This is a genomic window from Gottfriedia sp. OAE603 (assembly GCF_040543965.1).
In the GTDB taxonomy this organism is placed as follows: Bacteria; Bacillota; Bacilli; order Bacillales; family Bacillaceae_G; genus Gottfriedia; species Gottfriedia solisilvae.
Genome location: NZ_JBEUNN010000001.1, coordinates 943,294 through 960,253, shown reverse-complemented (window position 1 = coordinate 960,253; position 16,960 = coordinate 943,294). Strand labels below are relative to the sequence as shown.

The 16,960-nt window shown below is 32.8% G+C and carries 16 protein-coding genes; 3 read left to right on the top strand and 13 right to left on the bottom strand.

Annotation, left to right across the window (positions count from 1 at the left end; translation table 11 throughout):
* Positions 1–41: 41 nt before the first annotated feature.
* Positions 42–1,361: a hemolysin family protein gene (locus tag ABID96_RS04810; RefSeq protein WP_192601060.1), complete on the bottom strand. Its 1,320-nt coding sequence runs from the start codon at positions 1,359–1,361 to the stop codon at positions 42–44.
* A 153-nt stretch (positions 1,362–1,514) separates the two neighbouring features.
* Positions 1,515–1,931 carry a MerR family transcriptional regulator gene (locus ABID96_RS04805; RefSeq protein WP_158093249.1) on the bottom strand — a complete coding sequence of 139 codons (417 nt, stop codon included), beginning with the start codon at positions 1,929–1,931 and terminating at the stop codon, positions 1,515–1,517.
* A 230-nt stretch (positions 1,932–2,161) separates the two neighbouring features.
* On the opposite strand from ABID96_RS04805, the gene ABID96_RS04800 reads away from it, so the two are divergent.
* Positions 2,162–3,082 (top strand): aminoglycoside phosphotransferase family protein, encoded by a 921-nt coding sequence (locus tag ABID96_RS04800; RefSeq protein WP_377897028.1) that lies wholly within the window; start codon positions 2,162–2,164, stop codon positions 3,080–3,082.
* Positions 3,083–3,168: 86 nt separating this feature from the next.
* On the opposite strand, the gene ABID96_RS04795 is transcribed toward ABID96_RS04800, so the two are convergent.
* Positions 3,169–4,383, bottom strand: a complete 1,215-nt coding sequence (locus ABID96_RS04795; RefSeq protein WP_192601058.1) for a Tle-like phospholipase domain-containing protein — start codon at positions 4,381–4,383, stop codon at positions 3,169–3,171.
* Positions 4,384–4,576: 193 nt separating this feature from the next.
* On the opposite strand from ABID96_RS04795, the gene serC reads away from it, so the two are divergent.
* Together serC and ABID96_RS04785 are read left to right on the top strand one after the other, a co-directional pair.
* Positions 4,577–5,671, top strand: a complete 1,095-nt coding sequence (gene serC / locus ABID96_RS04790) for a 3-phosphoserine/phosphohydroxythreonine transaminase (protein ID WP_192601057.1) — start codon at positions 4,577–4,579, stop codon at positions 5,669–5,671.
* Positions 5,668–6,828: a phosphoglycerate dehydrogenase gene (locus tag ABID96_RS04785; protein WP_192601056.1), complete on the top strand. Its 1,161-nt coding sequence runs from the start codon at positions 5,668–5,670 to the stop codon at positions 6,826–6,828. The genes serC and ABID96_RS04785 overlap by 4 nt, the downstream gene beginning before the upstream one ends.
* A 497-nt stretch (positions 6,829–7,325) precedes the next feature.
* On the opposite strand, the gene ABID96_RS04780 is transcribed toward ABID96_RS04785, so the two are convergent.
* From ABID96_RS04780 to ABID96_RS04735, 10 genes are all read right to left on the bottom strand, one after another.
* Positions 7,326–8,408 (bottom strand): CapA family protein, encoded by a 1,083-nt coding sequence (locus tag ABID96_RS04780; protein WP_192601055.1) that lies wholly within the window; start codon positions 8,406–8,408, stop codon positions 7,326–7,328.
* Positions 8,409–8,496: 88 nt separating this feature from the next.
* Entirely contained in the window at positions 8,497–9,195 is a 699-nt protein-coding gene (locus ABID96_RS04775; protein WP_377896691.1) for a hypothetical protein, read from the bottom strand.
* A 105-nt stretch (positions 9,196–9,300) separates the two neighbouring features.
* Positions 9,301–10,491, bottom strand: coding sequence for an acetyl-CoA C-acetyltransferase (locus ABID96_RS04770; RefSeq protein ID WP_192601053.1), 1,191 nt, complete (start codon positions 10,489–10,491; stop codon positions 9,301–9,303).
* Between the two features lie 21 nt (positions 10,492–10,512).
* The gene (locus ABID96_RS04765) at positions 10,513–11,697 is read right to left on the bottom strand and encodes a sigma-54 interaction domain-containing protein (protein WP_377896690.1); all 1,185 of its coding nucleotides are present in this window, start codon (positions 11,695–11,697) and stop codon (positions 10,513–10,515) included.
* A gap of 34 nt (positions 11,698–11,731) precedes the next feature.
* The gene (locus ABID96_RS04760) at positions 11,732–11,956 is read right to left on the bottom strand and encodes a PAS domain-containing protein (protein WP_377896689.1); all 225 of its coding nucleotides are present in this window, start codon (positions 11,954–11,956) and stop codon (positions 11,732–11,734) included.
* Positions 11,957–12,159: 203 nt separating this feature from the next.
* Positions 12,160–12,936, bottom strand: a complete 777-nt coding sequence (locus ABID96_RS04755) for a 3-hydroxybutyrate dehydrogenase (RefSeq protein ID WP_192602016.1) — start codon at positions 12,934–12,936, stop codon at positions 12,160–12,162.
* 29 nt (positions 12,937–12,965) lie between these two features.
* Entirely contained in the window at positions 12,966–13,622 is a 657-nt protein-coding gene (locus ABID96_RS04750) for a 3-oxoacid CoA-transferase subunit B (RefSeq protein WP_192601051.1), read from the bottom strand.
* A 12-nt stretch (positions 13,623–13,634) separates the two neighbouring features.
* A complete protein-coding gene (locus tag ABID96_RS04745; protein WP_087999881.1) occupies positions 13,635–14,336 on the bottom strand; it encodes a CoA transferase subunit A in 702 nt (233 codons plus the stop codon).
* Positions 14,337–14,376: 40 nt separating this feature from the next.
* Entirely contained in the window at positions 14,377–15,813 is a 1,437-nt protein-coding gene (locus tag ABID96_RS04740) for a GntP family permease (protein WP_192601050.1), read from the bottom strand.
* A gap of 519 nt (positions 15,814–16,332) precedes the next feature.
* Positions 16,333–16,887 carry a maltose acetyltransferase domain-containing protein gene (locus tag ABID96_RS04735; RefSeq protein WP_377896688.1) on the bottom strand — a complete coding sequence of 185 codons (555 nt, stop codon included), beginning with the start codon at positions 16,885–16,887 and terminating at the stop codon, positions 16,333–16,335.
* Positions 16,888–16,960 lie beyond the last annotated feature (73 nt).

The following is a 16,960-nucleotide window of genomic DNA, read 5'->3' as shown; positions in this document are numbered from 1 at the left end:
GAAAGGATTAAAGACTTTTGCCTTTAATCCTTTCTTAAAAGTTATGAGCTTACTGACTGTACAAACTCATTAATTTTTTTTATCTCAACTAATTTCACCTGATTTGAATCTAATTCAACTACTTTAAATTCATAATCTTCAAAAACGATGGATTCACCTTGTTGTATATCATGGTTTTGAGTTAAAATCCATCCACCAATTGTGTCTACATCGTCTTCTTCAACATAAAGTCCAAAAAGATCATTAATTTCAGAAATTAAAACTTTACCTTCAACAATTTTATGGGACTCTGTAATATGTTGTACTGCTGGTTTTTCATCATCATCATACTCATCTCTAATCTCACCCACAATTTCTTCTAGTATATCCTCCATTGTTAGTAAACCTGCTGTTCCCCCATATTCATCATATAAAATCGCAAGTGGGATACGCTTCTTTTGCATCTCAAGTAATAAATCATGAATTGCAATTGTTTCAATTACTTGAATAACAGGTCGAGTATAATTTGTTAATTCGTATGAGCTATCAACTTTTCCATCTAAATAACGAATAAAAAAGTCTTTAACATTAACCATACCGATAATTTCATCTTTATCTTCACCAAAAACTGGGTATCTCGTATATTTTTCATTCTTTATCGTTTCAATTTGTTCCTCAATTGGATCTTCTGCATATAATCCAATAATTTCAGTACGAGGGACCATAATTTCTTTAGCAAGTCGGTTGTCAAACTCGAAAATATTATTTAAATATTTATATTCAGCTTGATTAATTTCTCCACTTTCAAAGCTTTCAGATAAAATAATACGCAATTCTTCCTCAGTATGAACTTCATCTGATTCCGATGCCGGTTTAATTCCAAATAATCCTGTAAAAAATCTTGCAGAACCATTTAAAGCCCAAATAAATGGGTAAGCTATTTTATAAAAAAGAATTAAAGGTGCAGAAAGAAGCAATGTTATTGTTTCAGCTTTTTGAATTGCTACCGTTTTTGGGGCTAACTCACCAATAACAACATGAATAAATGTTACTAATGCGAATGCCAGAGTAAATGAAATCGAAGAAGCAACTGTTCCATTTAATCCTAAATATTCTACAACTGGATGTAAAATATCATCAAAAGTTGGTTCCCCTAAATAACCTAAACCTAAAGCCGTAACAGTAATACCTAATTGACAAGCTGATAAATATTCATCTAAACTCGCCGTAACCCTTTTCGCAGCTAATGCACCTCTTTTTTTCTCAGCTACAAGTTGATCGATTCGACTCGATCGAACCTTTACAATTGCAAACTCCGCTGCAACGAAAAATGCTGTAAGTGCGATTAAAACTGCAATCAAAAACAAGTTAACTATGTCCAATGACGAACCCGAGTAATTTACTCGAGTATTCACCTCCTGAGAATTTCAATCTTATTAATTTATGAAACTACTAATACATTACCATATTCTGTCAGAATATCCATTTTTCAACTCTGACACATGGCCTTACTATACAATCATTGAGAAAAGATTCTATTTTACAAAAAACTTTAGTGTTTGCAATAGCGGAGATGTATGATGTGATAATGTACTAACTAAAGCATTTTTTTCACTTTCATCCATATCTGAAATAACAGGTACTAATTGTTGTAATTTAGACTCAAGTTCAATAATCTGGTTTGAAATCATTTGAATTTGTTCAAAAACACAATTTTTTTGATTATAGTTATTTTGTATTAAAGATTTTATCTCGTCTAATGATATCCTCATTTGTTTACAATGTTCAATAAACCGTAGGGTTTCGATTGCCTCATTGGAATAATATCGATAATTTGATTCAGATCGTTTTGCTTCCAATAACCCCAGCTTAGTATAATAATCAATTGTTCTTTTTGAAACTTGCGCTACTTCAGCTAACTCACCAATTCGATACTCGATCCCAAGTGACAAACCTCCCCCCATTATAGATTAATATTATTATATAGTTTAGAAACTATACAGTCAAACGTTCCAGTTTAAAAAAGAAATAGTCATTTGTCATATATTTTTATTTTTGATACATGCAATATTCTTCAATATATTGAGAATAATCAAGAAATGATAAACTTTTTACTTACTATTTATAGTATGATTTAGTAGATTTCTATATAACCGAATGGAGGTGTATCATTTGAGATTAACTGATTATATTATTCAAAAAGTGCCGTTGTTATACTCAGCTAAATCGTTTACTCAAATTACAAAGGGATTCTCTCACGAGGAAAAAATGGCAAGTCATTACACAAAATGGAGATGCAATTTTTTTAAAAATTTATGATTTAACGCGTTTAGATACGGCAAAATCAGTTTACGAATATCTAGAACATTTTGAGCAAATCGGCTCACTCGTACCTAAGCCAATACAATTTATTGAACTACCCGAGGATTCAATTTGTATCCAAATCGTATCAAGTATAAACGGAGTTGATGGTGAGGAATCTTTACATAACTATTCAAGTGATACGCAATATAAGTTAGGTTATCTTGCAGGTAAGGAATTGAAAAAACTACATTCTCTAACAGATCCTTCATCATTTCAGACATGGGAAGATTATAAACTGAATAAGCACAATAGATACTTACAATTATTTAGTGAGTCAACAATTTTATTCCCTGAACTAAACGATATTTTACATTTTATTGATCAGCACATTCATTTATTAAAAGATCGACCAGTTCGGTTTCTTCATGATGATTTCCACCCATCAAATATCATGATTAACGAGGGTGAACTTGCAGCTATTATTGACTTTGATCGCTTTGAATGGGGTGATCCATATCATGATTTTCACAAAGTTGCCTTATTTACAAGTGAGGTCAGTAAGCCTTTTGCGATTGGTCAAATTGAGGGTTATTTCTCTGACAACATCCCGGATGAATTTTGGCAATATTACACACTTTATGCTGCAATGATCATTCCTTCAGATATTATTTGGAGCTATAAAACAACACCACATTTAATTGAGACGATGTGGAAACGAGTATATAGAATCCTAGAGGAACATGACAACTTTAAAAATATAATTCCTTCATGGTATGTAAATAAAAGTAATCATCTTTAATTAGATTTACTACTCAGATCAGACTTTAGACTGTTCAATTAAATATAACGAAAAAGTAGCTTGTCACAAGACAAGCTACTTTCGTTTTACTTATTCGGATAAATTATTTCCTTTGTTTTTTCATCTTTTACAACTCGTTTACTGTTTAACTTTGCAAATTTTATCGCATCATTGCTTGAAGTAAATATATCAAGTTTATCTTTTCCTAGATAAACACTATATCTAAAATTAGCATTTGATTTAAAATATACATTTTTATTTGACTTTAAATCTAATACTCTTCTTCCAGCCTGCACATTTGCAAATTTGTCAGCTGTTTTTCGATCTGGAAAAGTATATAAAAGTTTTTCATGTAAATAAACTGCATAACGATTGTCGTTTTTCCATATTACTTTACCATCTAAAGTTTTTATCGTTGTTTTTAAATTCATACTCGCTAATTGTTTTGCATTATTTACACTATAAAATGTTTTTAATAGCTTAGTATTTTGATAGACTGCATACGTCTTTTTTGTGTATGTGTAAAAATTAACTAATTTATGTTTCTCTTGATCTGAAGTAATATTCGGTAATAACAATGTATATTTGTTACCTAAGCTTGTGATTAAATATAATTTATTGTATTTATCAACAAATTCTCCATCTATAATGAAGTTCATATTTCCTTGTAAATAATTAGCATAATCAGACAATTTCGCTTCTGTCACAACACCCAATGAATTGAATGTAACAACCTTTGTTCCTTCAAGCTTTAAGTCTATTTTAGTTCTTTGCGCTAAATGACCACCTAATGAATGACCTGTTAAGGTAAATGTCGCGCCTTTATATTTACTTAAAATTGATTGTGTAAATAATACTGCATCAGCATCTTGTGGATGATAGACAACACCTGTTTTTTGTGTTAAATCTGTTGAAATTTTAGAAATTGCTTCAGTGTTATCCTTCCAATCTTTATCTGATAAAGAACCCGCAGAACCTTTGTATGCGATAATATATTCATTTTTTGCTTTATCTGGATTCTGTAAAACGATCGCCTCAAAACCTACATTAACTGAGCCACCGTTTTTTGATACAGAAACTACTGTCCATTCACCTATGGCATCTTTTATATCTGCGCTAACTCCTACAATATCTTTTACCTTTTTTCCTTCACTCTTATATACACCGTTTACATATGACAAATCTGATGCATACAATTCTTTGTATTGCCCATTTATGTCCTCTAGTTCACTAGCTTGAACTGTCGGTAATACATGAAAGAATAATACAAAACTAAGTACTAACCCAATAATCTTTTTCAATTTTTCCTCCTGTGAAACATTTATTTATTCTTAACTTAAGCATATTTCTCCATATCACGAATGTTTCCTGCTTTTATTTGAAAATATTTCGTAAAAATAGAATTTATTTTGACAAAAACAAACCTTTTATTGACCTTCAGTTTGCCTTGGTTTAAAGTTAGAATATTATAAAAAATCAGGTGAGGATGATATTATGGAGCGTGTTTATAATTTCTCTGCTGGGCCCTCTGTCTTACCAGTTTCAGTGTTAGAAAAAGTACAGAAAGATCTAGTTTCATTTGGTAATGCAGGAATGTCGGTAATGGAAATGAGTCATCGTTCTAAGGAATTTGAGGAAATCATTCAGAAATGTGAAGCTTTATTAAGGGAAATTTTAGAAATTCCAACGAACTACAAAGTATTATTTTTACAAGGTGGAGCTTCGACTCAATTCTCAATGGTACCATTAAATTTATTAAAAAATTTCCGAAGTGCTGCATTTATTAATACAGGATCTTGGTCTAAAAAAGCTATTTCTGAAGCAAAAAAATATGGAGATGTTAAGATTATTGCATCTTCAGAAGACAAAAATTACTCCTATATTCCTAAATTAGAAGATTTATATATTGATCCTTCTATTGATTACTTACATATCACATCAAACAATACAATTGAAGGAACAAAATTTTCTTCTTTTCCAATTACAAAAGCACCTTTAGTTGCTGACTTTTCATCAAATATTCTCTCTGAACCAATTGATGTTTCTAAATTTGGGTTAATTTATGCTGGAGCTCAAAAAAATATTGGTCCTGCTGGATTAACGATTGTCATCATTCGTGATGATTTAATTGGCCATGCAAACACTCTTTGTCCAACTATGTTAGATTATAAAACTCACGTTGACGCATCCTCACTTTATAACACACCGCCTACATTTAGTATCTATGTTTCTATGCTCGTACTAGAGTGGATTAAGGAACAAGGTGGACTTAAACAAATTCATGAAAATAATCTATTAAAAGCAACATTATTATATGACTTTATCGATCAATCACCTTTGTTTTCATCACCAGTTGAAATCGAAAGTAGATCATTAATGAACATTCCATTTTCAACCTCTTCAGAAGAAATAAACAAACAATTTTTAGTTGAAGCTTCAGCTAATGGATTTGTGAATCTTGAAGGCCATCGCTCTGTTGGTGGAATGAGAGCAAGCATATACAATGCTATGCCGGTTGAAGGAATTGAAAAATTAGTTCAGTTTATGAGTCAATTTGAAAAGAAAATAGTAGAGGTGATTGAATCATGATGAAAATTCAAACTTTAAATAATATTTCTAAAAACGGTATAAATGAATTTCCAATACAAAATTATACAATTGAAAACGATTTGAATGAGCCAGATGGCATTCTATTAAGAAGTTATAGTATGCATGAAATGAATATACCTGAAAGTGTAAAAGCAATCGCAAGAGCAGGTGCTGGTGTAAACAATATTCCAATCGACGATTGTACAGCAAGAGGAATCGTTGTATTTAATACTCCTGGTGCAAATGCAAATGCAGTGAAAGAGCTTGTATTAACGAGTCTACTACTATCATCTCGTCGTATTCTTGAAGGTGTTGAATGGACGCGTTCTTTATTTGGTGAGAGTAATATTACAAAAATAGTTGAAGCTGGAAAAAAAGAATATGCAGGTGTAGAAATCGCTGGAAAGAAATTAGGCATTATCGGATTAGGAGCAATTGGAGCTCTCGTTGCCAACGATGCTCTAGCACTAGATATGGAAGTATATGGTTATGACCCTTATATTTCCGTTGATACAGCTTGGCGATTATCAAGAAATGTGCAACGCATTGATAATCTTGAAGAAATTTTCTCAACTTGCGATTATATTACGATTCACGTACCTTTAACAAATGAAACAAATCGATTTGTGAATGAAAAATTATTATCACTTATGAAAAAAGGAAGTCGACTGTTAAATTTCTCTCGCGCCGAATTAGTTGATGATACTGCTCTTGAAAATGCATTAAATGATGGAACTGTTGGTGTGTATGTTACTGATTTTCCAAATGAGAAGGTCATTGGAATGCAAAATGTAATCCCAATTCCTCACTTAGGTGCTTCTACGAAAGAATCAGAAGAGAATTGTGCCCGAATGGCTGCAAAACAATTAAAGAATTACTTAGAAACAGGCAATATAAAAAACTCAGTCAACTTCCCTAATGTAGAACTTCCATACACAGGAAAAAAACGGATTACGATTTCACATAAAAACATTCCAAATATGGTTGGACAAATTACTGGACTACTAGCAAAATATCATGTAAATATAGCGGATATGCTTAACCGTAGTAAAGGTGCATATGCCTATACAATGATTGACCTTGATGACATAATTAACGAGCAAGTTGAACAATATATTAAGCAAATTGAAGGCGTCATTAGTGTGAGAGTAATTTGATAGATTAATTGAAAAAAAGAGGCTGTCTCATTAGTCAATTTGACATGAGGCGCCTCTTTTATAAATGATTGCGTTTGATTTCCACTTCAGACTGCGCGCTTTCCGTGGGGCCAAGCTTGAGCCTCGGGTCCACACGATGTGGATCATGCATGCGTTACGACAGGACGTCGTGGTTTTAGCATGCCTACCTTGCTTGGCCTCTGGGGTCTCAACCTTCCCGCTATTCCCACAGGAGTCGAGCAGCCTTCCGTTCCAATCACTTTCTTTGTCATCAGTACACTCAAAGAAACTGTTTTAAACAACAACCCTTAAAAAGTGATAATCTTATCTAATTAAAGTCTACTTTTAATAAAAAATGACAACTAATTACCGTCCTAATTAGTTATCATAACTCGTGATATTTTATTGTTTTCTCCCTGCAAAGGGAAGTCGTTTATTTAATTAGCATCTTTATCAATATTAAATTAGATGAACAGACTAATTACAACTACTATCTATTACTTATTTGTCAAAGTACCATTTGATGTAAATTTCGTATTATAGGAAATCTTATTTAATTTATTAATAATCGTTTGATTATATGAATTGTTTACTGGTCGCGGAATACCATTCGTTATTTTTAAAGGAATAATAGAACTTTTTACTTTATTATTTTCTAGCGTCAGTTTAACGATCATACTTTCTTGGCCCTTTTGATCATTTGCGCCATCAAATATAAAGTTACCTAGGCTGTAATAAATAGGTGCCCCTTTATACATCTCTGTTCCCATGAGTGTATGACTATGACCTCCAATAACTGCATCTACTCCGGCATCAATAAATTGTTTTCCTAGTTGTCTAGCATAATCCTCTGGATAATCTTTTCTTTCCTTATTCCAGTGAATCATAATGATTGTATAATCCGAATATTTTACAGCAGTTTTTACATATTGCATCATAGGATTTGTTGTATATGCAGAAGCAATACCAGCATTATTAGTTGATGCAAACCAAGAAGCTTCAGGTAATACTCTACTAAACCCGAGAATAGCTACTTTCTTTCCATTAATCGTTCGATATTGGGCAGAAAAAGCTTCCTTCGTATTTTTACCAGCTCCAACTGTACTAATATTAGCTTTCTTAGCATAATCAATTGTGTCCATCAAAGCTGTTTTTCCAAAATCAAGAGAATGATTGTTTGCTAGTGAAACAATATCAATACCTGAATTTTTAATTCCTTTGACAATTGAAGGATCTGCACGAAATGTAAATTGTTTATTTTCTGCCTTTCCTCTTTTTGAGATACTTGTTTCTAAGTTTACATATGTAAGGTCAGACTGTTTAAAATATGGACTAACATATTTGAAAGGATAGTCAACTCCATATTTATTGATCTGTGATTTAATTTTCCCCTCAAACATGATATCCCCTGCTAAAGTGATCGTGATCGGTTTTTGAGCTTTTTTTGTTGTAGTATTTCCAGCTGCAAATGCCGTTCTATCAATCTTAAAACCTACTCTACCAATATCTGTCATAAATAGAGAAGATAATAGTAACGTACTGCAAATAGTAGTCAAACTAAATTTAAAGGCTTGTCTCATCTTATAATCCCCTCTCTAACATGATGTTACTACTATTTTCATCATACCACTACAAAATAAAAAAACTGTCAAAATTTGACAGTTTCTCTTAAGATTTTTTCTTTTTTTGTTTTTTCTTTTTTATATCCTTAGGATCTAATAGCACTAAAAAACATGGTACGAAAATACTCATCAGTAAGTAAGAAAGAAACATTTCACTCATAACAATCCACTTTAAACCTGCACCTATAATAGCCACATCATCAATTCCGATTGTAAATATGACAATGCTACTAAAGTACAAAAGATTCGTTATCCCAAATACTCTTTCATTGCCTTTAAATATCCCATGATGATGTAATGGATCTATGTCCTTATAGTAAATATTATAATCCTGATATATATTTCCATAAATTAAAACAGAAGTCACTACGATCAATGAAATAAAAAATAAGCCAAATATAATTGATTTTATATATCCTGTATATTGCGGAAGCTTATTAATGACATAGAGATTTATAATAATCCAAATCGTATTCAAAACGATAATTAGAAAAATAACCATCCCTACTATTAGCTTATACTCAATTCCCTCTTCATCTAATAAGGGGAAAATCTCTTTTGCTGCTTTCAATGAACTAATCCAAGTACATATTAATAATAGTAAGTATAAAATAAGTATTTTAAAGCCATGACCGATATATTTCTTACTTTTTTCAAAATATTTTATTAAATTTTTATATAAGTAAAGAAATATTAGAAACCCAAATACAGAATAAATAAAAATAATTATTGCATTTGAATACACTTTTGCACAACCTTTACCGTCCTTTTTTATAGTATGAACTAAAACTTGGAAAGTAATGAAAAAAGAGCCAAATGGCTCTTTTACAGTTAATTAGATGATCAAATTTTATTCAAAGCAATTTTCAATGATTGTAGCTACCCCTTGGCCACCGCCAATACAAAGTGTTGCAAGACCATATCTAGTTTCTCTTCTCTTCATTTCATGAATTAAAGAAACCAATATTCTTGTTCCACTTGCCCCGATTGGATGACCTAATGCAATTGCACCACCATTTACATTCACAATATTCTCATCAAAGCCACATTCTTTCATTACTGAAAGTGATTGTGCAGCAAACGCTTCATTCGCTTCAATTAAACCAATTTCACTTAATTCGATATTTGATTTTTCAATTACTTTTTTAGCCGCAAATGCTGCACCAATTCCCATAATGCTTGGATCGACACCCGCACTACTATTAGCACTTATTTTTACAAGTGGCACGATTCCTAGCTCTTTTGCTTTTTTCTCACTCATGACCACAACAGCAGAAGCACCGTCGTTTATTCCGGAAGCATTTGCTGCAGTAACTGTACCATTTTTATCAAATGCCGGTCTTAATGTTGATATTTTCTCAAATGATGATCCAAATTTTGGATACTCATCTTCTTTGAAGATAATAGGATCTTTCTTTCTTTGTGGAATTTCAACTGCAACAATTTCTTCAACAAAGTTACCGTTTTTAATTGCTTGTTCAGCTTTTTGCTGGCTATGAATTGCAAATTGGTCTTGCGCTTCTCTAGAAATCTCATATTGGTTTGCTAAATTCTCAGCAGTAATTCCCATATGATAATCATTAAATGCACACCATAACCCATCTGAAATCATACTGTCTACTACTTTTTGATGTCCCATTTTATAACCTTCTCTTGCTCCTTGAAGCAAGTAAGGTGCCTGACTCATATTTTCCATTCCACCTGCAACGATAATGTCAGCATCTCCAGCTAAGATTGCTTGTGTTGCTAGGTGAATAGTTTTTAATCCAGACCCACATACTTTATTGATTGTCATAGCTGAGACAGATTGAGGTAATCCTGCTTTAATTGCGGCTTGCCTTGCTGGATTTTGACCTAAGCCAGATTGTAATACATTCCCCATAATTACTTCATCAACTTGATGTCCTTGAATACCTGCTCGATTAAGTGCTTCTGCAATTACCTTAGCTCCTAATTCGACAGCAGATATATCTTTTAAAGATCCATTAAAATTTCCAATCGCCGTTCTGACAGCGCTTACAATTACAACTTTTTCTTCCATCTTTTAATCCCCCTAATTTAATTAGTTTTTAATGTATTCATCAATTTCATTTCTATGAATGTTATAGTACTTAATTTTTTCATAAAAGGTTGATTTGCTAATATCTAATAGTTTAGCAGCCTCTATTTTATTACCATTTGCTTCAACTAATGCTTGTATTACTGCATTTCGTTCTGTTTCCTCAATTAATTCTTTTAATGACTTTGTTAATTTCATATCACTTTTTATGTATTGTGATGGATCATGACTTAATAAGGTTTTACTTGATGGATTTTCGTATAGGTAAAGAGGTAATTGCTCAGGTGTAATGACATTACCAGTTAAAACATTTACACATCTTTCCATCACATTTTCTAGCTCTCTAACATTTCCCGGCCAATGATGAGACTTTAAAATTTGAAAAAACTCATTAGAAATTTGTATTCCATGTCTATGAAACTTTCTTTCTAGCTTTTTTAATAAGGCATTGGCAATTAAAGGAATATCTTGAATTCGTTCACGTAATGGTGGAATATCTACTTTAATCACATTTAATCTGTAATATAAATCTTGGCGAAATTCTTTTAATACAACCATATCTTCTAGGTTTCGATGAGTAGCTGCAATGACGCGAACATCAATGGAAATCGGTGAATTTCCACCCACACGTTCAATTTCTTTTTCTTGAAGAACTCGAAGTAACTTACTTTGCATATGTAAGGACATATCTCCTATTTCATCAAGAAAAATTGTCCCTCTATTTGCTACTTCAAATTTCCCTTTTTTCCCACCACGTTTTGCACCTGTAAATGCACCTTCTTCATAACCAAAAAGCTCTGATTCTAATAAATGTTCCGGTATTGAAGCACAATTAACTCTTACAAAAGGAAATAGTCTTCTTGGACTAGCATCGTGAATTGCATGAGCAAATAATTCTTTTCCTGTACCAGATTCTCCAAATAATAGAATGGCAGATGAACTCGCCGAAACTTTTTCAGCTAATTGTTTTGCCGCATGAAAAGATGGAGTTGACCCTATTAATTGGCTAAAACTATATTTACTTACTAATTCTTTCTCGAATCTTTTTTTATAATAATTTAATTCTTCGATAAGAGGTTCTACCTTTTTAGAATACTCTAGCCAATCTTGTGCATTTCTAAACATGACAGTTCCAACTGCACCGACTAATTCATTATCTATAAATAATGGATATCGATTCGCTACCATTTCTGTATTTTTTATCGGATGAATTTCTGCTACTTCAGCCTGCCCTGTTTTTCGCTACAAAATGCATTCGTGAATTCTCAATTACATCTTGAACATCCATACCAATTACTTCATCAGGATCTCTATCAACAAATTTACAATATGATTCGTTCATATAGAGTACTTTTCCGTCACGATCAACGACTACAATCCATTCGGCAGCTAAATTAACTATTTCTTGAATCCAATTAAATGGTAGGCATTGGAGCATTTTATTCATTCGTGTTTCCCCCACTTTTTAAATCAAGTAAAATTTCATGCTACCTCCATTATAACTTAAATATTGAAAATAATCAGAAAAAATAAAGAGGGAAAAACAGGATATAGAGTAGGAAAGGAAATAATAGTCTTAGACTGATACAACTATTTCCCCTAACTTTACGTTTTCCTTACTCTTTTCCTTACTTCCCTACTTTTCAATCTTTACTGTACTGTATATCCTCCATCGATTACACTCGCTTGACCCGTTATACCACTCGTATATTGACTTGCAAGAAATACTGTATAATTTGCAATTTCTTGTACTGACAATAAACGCTTTTGTGGAACTAATGGATAAATGACTTCTTCAATGACACTTTCTAATGGAACATTTCTAGTTTTTGCTAAATCAGCTAATTGATTTTGAACTAATGGCGTATCAACATATCCCGGGCAGATTGCATTCACTGTAATTCCATGCTCTGCTCCTTCTAAAGCTGCAACCTTCGTTAATCCAATCACACCATGTTTTGCAGAGTTATATGCTGCTTTTCCTGCAAAGCCGATCAGTCCATTAATAGATGACATATTAATAATTCGACCATAATTTTGTTTTTTCATAATCGGAAAAGCATGCTTAATGCCAATAAATGGTGCTGTTAACATGACTTTTAATAGCAATTCAAATTTCTCAGTTGGAAAATCCTCAATCGAGGAAACGTATTGTAATCCAGCATTATTGATTAAAATATGAAGTTCTCCATATTGCTTTATTACTTTATCGAATACCTCTTTTACTTGCTCTTCATTTGTCACATCACATGCGTAAGCAGTGGCATCAAAACCTAATTCCTTTAATTCGTTTGATGCATTTTGAACATTCTTTTCATTCAAATCTGTTAATATTACTGTTGCACCTTGCTCGGCAAATGTTTTGGCAATTTCAAAACCAATTCCACTACCGGCTCCAGTAATTAATGCGACCTTTTGTGAAAGCATGTGTTGCATTTTTCATTCTCCTTTCACCCTTAGTTCACATTGTTTAATAACTGAGGGCTAACGATAAATGCTGCTTCAGTTTTTTCACGGATTTCCTGAATTGTTGCTTCACCAACGCACTCTACTAAAACCATACCTTTGTCAGTAAAATCGAATACTGCTAATTCAGTAATTAATCTATGAACAACACTCTTACCTGTTAAAGGTAATGTACAAGCTTTCTTCACTTTGCTCTCACCGTACTTATTAACATGCTCCATGACTACAACAATTTTCTTTGCACCATTTACTAAGTCCATGGCACCACCCATACCTTTTACCATTTTCCCAGGAATCATCCAGTTTGCTAGATCACCAGTTTCAGAGACTTCCATGCCTCCTAAAATAGCCAAGTCAATATGACCACCTCTGATCATTGCAAATGATTCAGCACTATCAAAATATGAAGCACCTCTAGTAGCAGTTACTGTTTCTTTTCCTGCATTAATTAAATCGGCATCAATTTCAGCTTCAGTTGGATAAGGTCCAATTCCTAATAAACCGTTTTCAGATTGAAGCATTACTTCAATGCCTTCTGGGAGATAGTTAGCTAATAATGTTGGTAGACCAATTCCTAGATTAACGTACATGCCATCTTGAATTTCTTTTACAGCAGTTTGAATGATTAATTGACGAATATCTTTCATGTTTAGCCCCTCCTATACTCCAGTTGTCATTCTGCGTTCAATTCTTTTTTCATATGTCTGACCATGAAACACATGTTGTACATAAATACTAGGTGTATGAATTTCATCAGGATTTAAATCCCCTGTTTCAACTAATTCTTCAACCTCAGCAATTGTAATTTTTCCAGCCATCGCTGCAAGAGGATTAAAATTACGAGCAGTTTTTCTAAAAACTAGATTTCCTTGTTTATCACCTTTCCATGCTTTTACAAATGCATAGTCTCCCGTAATACCTTCTTCTAAAATATATGTTTTTCCATTAAATACTTTATGTTCTTTTCCTTCAGCAATTGGTGTGCCTACTCCAGTAGCTGTGTAAAAACCAGGAATACCTGCACCACCAGCTCGTATACGTTCTGCAAGCGTTCCTTGTGGTACCAGTTCTACTTCAAGCTCTCCACTTAAAAACTGCTTTTCAAAAATTTTATTCTCACCAACATATGAAGAAATCATTTTTTTAATCTGTTTATTTGCAAGTAAAAGTCCTAGACCCCAATCATCTACACCACAATTATTACTAACGATCGTTAAGTCTTTTGTTCCCTTGTCTCTTAACGCTAAAATCATTTTCTCTGGAATACCACATAACCCAAAACCACCAACAATAATCGTAGCTCCATCTTGAATATTTGCTGCTACCTCTTCAATTGATGTAATAACCTTATTCTTGCTCATAATACTGCTCCCTTCAAAAGTAAGATTAATAGAATAGATTTTAATAAAGCCCTGTTAGTTTAAATACTGCGATGACAAAGAATACTGCAACTGTTTTTATTATTGTAATAGCAAAAATATCTTTATATGACTGGCGATGAGTTAATCCAGTTACAGCTAGTAATGTAATAACAGCACCATTATGAGGTAATGTATCCATACCACCAGATGACATTGAGATAACACGATGCATTACTTCAGGTGGAATATTAAATTTATTAATTGCTTCAACGTACTTTTCTGACATTGCACTTAAAGCAATTCCCATACCTCCAGATGCTGAACCTGTAATACCAGCTAGCGTAGTCGTTGTTACAGCTCCATTTACTAGTGGATCAGTAAATGTTGTTGAGATTCCTTTACTTACTACCCCAAAGCCTGGTAATGCTGCAATTACTCCACCAAAACCATATTCCGCTCCAGTGTTCATTGCCGCTAATAATGCGCCACCGATACTTGCATTAATACCTGTTTGAAGATTTTTACGGATTCGTTTGAAACCATAAATCATTGCTGAAAAAATACCGATAATTAATGCACATTCAACTGACCAAATACCAACAACTGCTGGAATTTGAACTACTCCAAATGCTTCTAATCCGATTGATTTGAAATCAAACCCATTTGGATACCATTTTGGAAATGACGTAACAAAAAACTTATTTGAAATACCAACTAATAATAATGGTACAAATGCTAACACTTGACTTAATATTGTAGATGTATTTGTCGTTAAAGATGTCGCTTCTTCATTGTTTACCTGTGGTTCGTTTGCAGCAGCAAGCTCCCCATTAAAACCTAAGTACCCTTCACCAGCTTTTTCAGCTTTTTTACGTCGAGATTCTAAATACCACATGCCTATTGTGATAACAAAAATCCCTCCAAGAATCCCTAAAATTGGAGCCGCATAAATATCTGTCTTAAAAAATGTAGTAGGAATGACGTTTTGAATTTGAGGTGTACCAGGTAAAGCATCCATTGTAAAAGTAAAAGCACCAAGTGCAATTGTTCCAGGAATTAAACGTTTAGGAATATTTGCCTCACGGAATAAATTAGCAGCGAAAGGATAAATTGCAAATACTGCTACGAATAAACTAACACCACTATATGTTAAAATTGCACCCATTAATACGATTGCTAAAATCGCTCTCTTTGCTCCAACTACATTGATAATTGTTTTCGCAATAGATTCTGCAATCCCAGACATTTCAACAATCTTACCGAAAATAGCTCCAAGTAAGAATACAGGGAAGTACAGTTTAATAAAGCCAACCATTTTTTCCATAAAGATATTACTAAAGAATGGCAGAACATAACTCGGCTCTGTTAATAATACAGCGAATAAAGCACAAATTGGCGCGAATAAAATAACAGAAAAACCACGATACGCCACAAACATTAAAAGTCCTAAAGATAATAAAATAATTAAAATTTCCATAATACCCTCCCTTTAATACAAACATATCGGCATTTTTGTTAACGCTTACATTTACTAATAATTAACCTGGTATATAGGTTTTGTTAGATCTATTTCTCCTTTCCTAGAAAAATACTATCTAACATTATATTAGCAAGTAGTGTGCCAAGTTATATTTGGAATGATAGAAATCTATATTACTAGCTATATCAAGTAAATTTCTAATATTCAAACATTTTAGTTTAAAAGAGTTTCCGAAAAACCGGAAAACTTCATCGATTACGTTCCGAATTCTCGGAAATTCCAGAACTTCGGAATAGTGTTCAACCTAACTTTTTGAACATTTTGTGAAATTTGAATCAAATATTCAGGGAAATGCCTAATCCGAAAGGTTGGATCAATAAGTAACTTCTTCTATAAAAAGAAAATGACACGTATTATATTTCTCCATAAAACTACAAAATACCTTTTTTCATAGTTCATAAAAAGTTTCGAATAAGGAGTAAATAAAAAAGAAGAGAATTAAATTCTCTTCTTTTTTTATTTTATCTCTTTTAGTACTCTTGCAGGATTGCCGCCAACTACTACATTGTTAGGTACATCTTTCGTTACAACCGCACCTGAAGCAACTACAACATTATCTCCAATCGCAACACCTGGATTAATAATTGCTCGACCACCTAGCCAAACATTATTACCAATAGTTACAGGTTTACCAAACTCTACTCCACTTGCACGTTCAATAGGATCTAGAGGATGAGTTGCAGTATAAATATGTACACCAGGTGCCATAAAACAATTTTCACCTATATTAACTGGACAAACATCTAAAATAACGCAATCGAAGTTAGCGTAAAAATTTTGGCCAACATGAATATTGTATCCATAATCACAACGGAAAGTAGGTTCAATATATAAACTTTCACCTGTTGATCCGAATAATTGTTTTAAAATTGACTCTCTCTTACTGCTTTCAGTCTCAGTAGTTGTATTAAACTCACGTGTTAAACGCCTTGCGATTTCACGCTCTTTTACTAGCTCTGCATCACCAGCAAGATACAATTCACCATTTATCATTTTTTCTTTTTCAGTCATTACAGTATCTCCCTTCATTAAACAATATATATACTATCTTCTACCAAAGTTTACTACTTCTTATTTCTAATTC

Bases quoted from the DNA above. Each gene is read 5' to 3' on its own strand.
- ABID96_RS04780 (WP_192601055.1), bottom strand. From the start codon at position 8,408: ATGAGACAAGCCTTTAAATTTAGTTTGACTACTATTTGCAGTACGTTA.
- ABID96_RS04740 (WP_192601050.1), bottom strand. From the start codon at position 15,813: ATGGAAATTTTAATTATTTTATTATCTTTAGGACTTTTAATGTTTGTG.
- serC (WP_192601057.1), top strand. From the start codon at position 4,577: ATGGAGCGTGTTTATAATTTCTCTGCTGGGCCCTCTGTCTTACCAGTT.
- ABID96_RS04735 (WP_377896688.1), bottom strand. From the start codon at position 16,887: ATGACTGAAAAAGAAAAAATGATAAATGGTGAATTGTATCTTGCTGGT.
- ABID96_RS04770 (WP_192601053.1), bottom strand. From the start codon at position 10,491: ATGGAAGAAAAAGTTGTAATTGTAAGCGCTGTCAGAACGGCGATTGGA.
- ABID96_RS04760 (WP_377896689.1), bottom strand. From the start codon at position 11,956: ATGAATAAAATGCTCCAATGCCTACCATTTAATTGGATTCAAGAAATA.
- ABID96_RS04745 (WP_087999881.1), bottom strand. From the start codon at position 14,336: ATGAGCAAGAATAAGGTTATTACATCAATTGAAGAGGTAGCAGCAAAT.
- ABID96_RS04750 (WP_192601051.1), bottom strand. From the start codon at position 13,622: ATGAAAGATATTCGTCAATTAATCATTCAAACTGCTGTAAAAGAAATT.
- ABID96_RS04755 (WP_192602016.1), bottom strand. From the start codon at position 12,936: ATGCTTTCACAAAAGGTCGCATTAATTACTGGAGCCGGTAGTGGAATT.
- ABID96_RS04785 (WP_192601056.1), top strand. From the start codon at position 5,668: ATGATGAAAATTCAAACTTTAAATAATATTTCTAAAAACGGTATAAAT.
- ABID96_RS04765 (WP_377896690.1), bottom strand. From the start codon at position 11,697: ATGGTAGCGAATCGATATCCATTATTTATAGATAATGAATTAGTCGGT.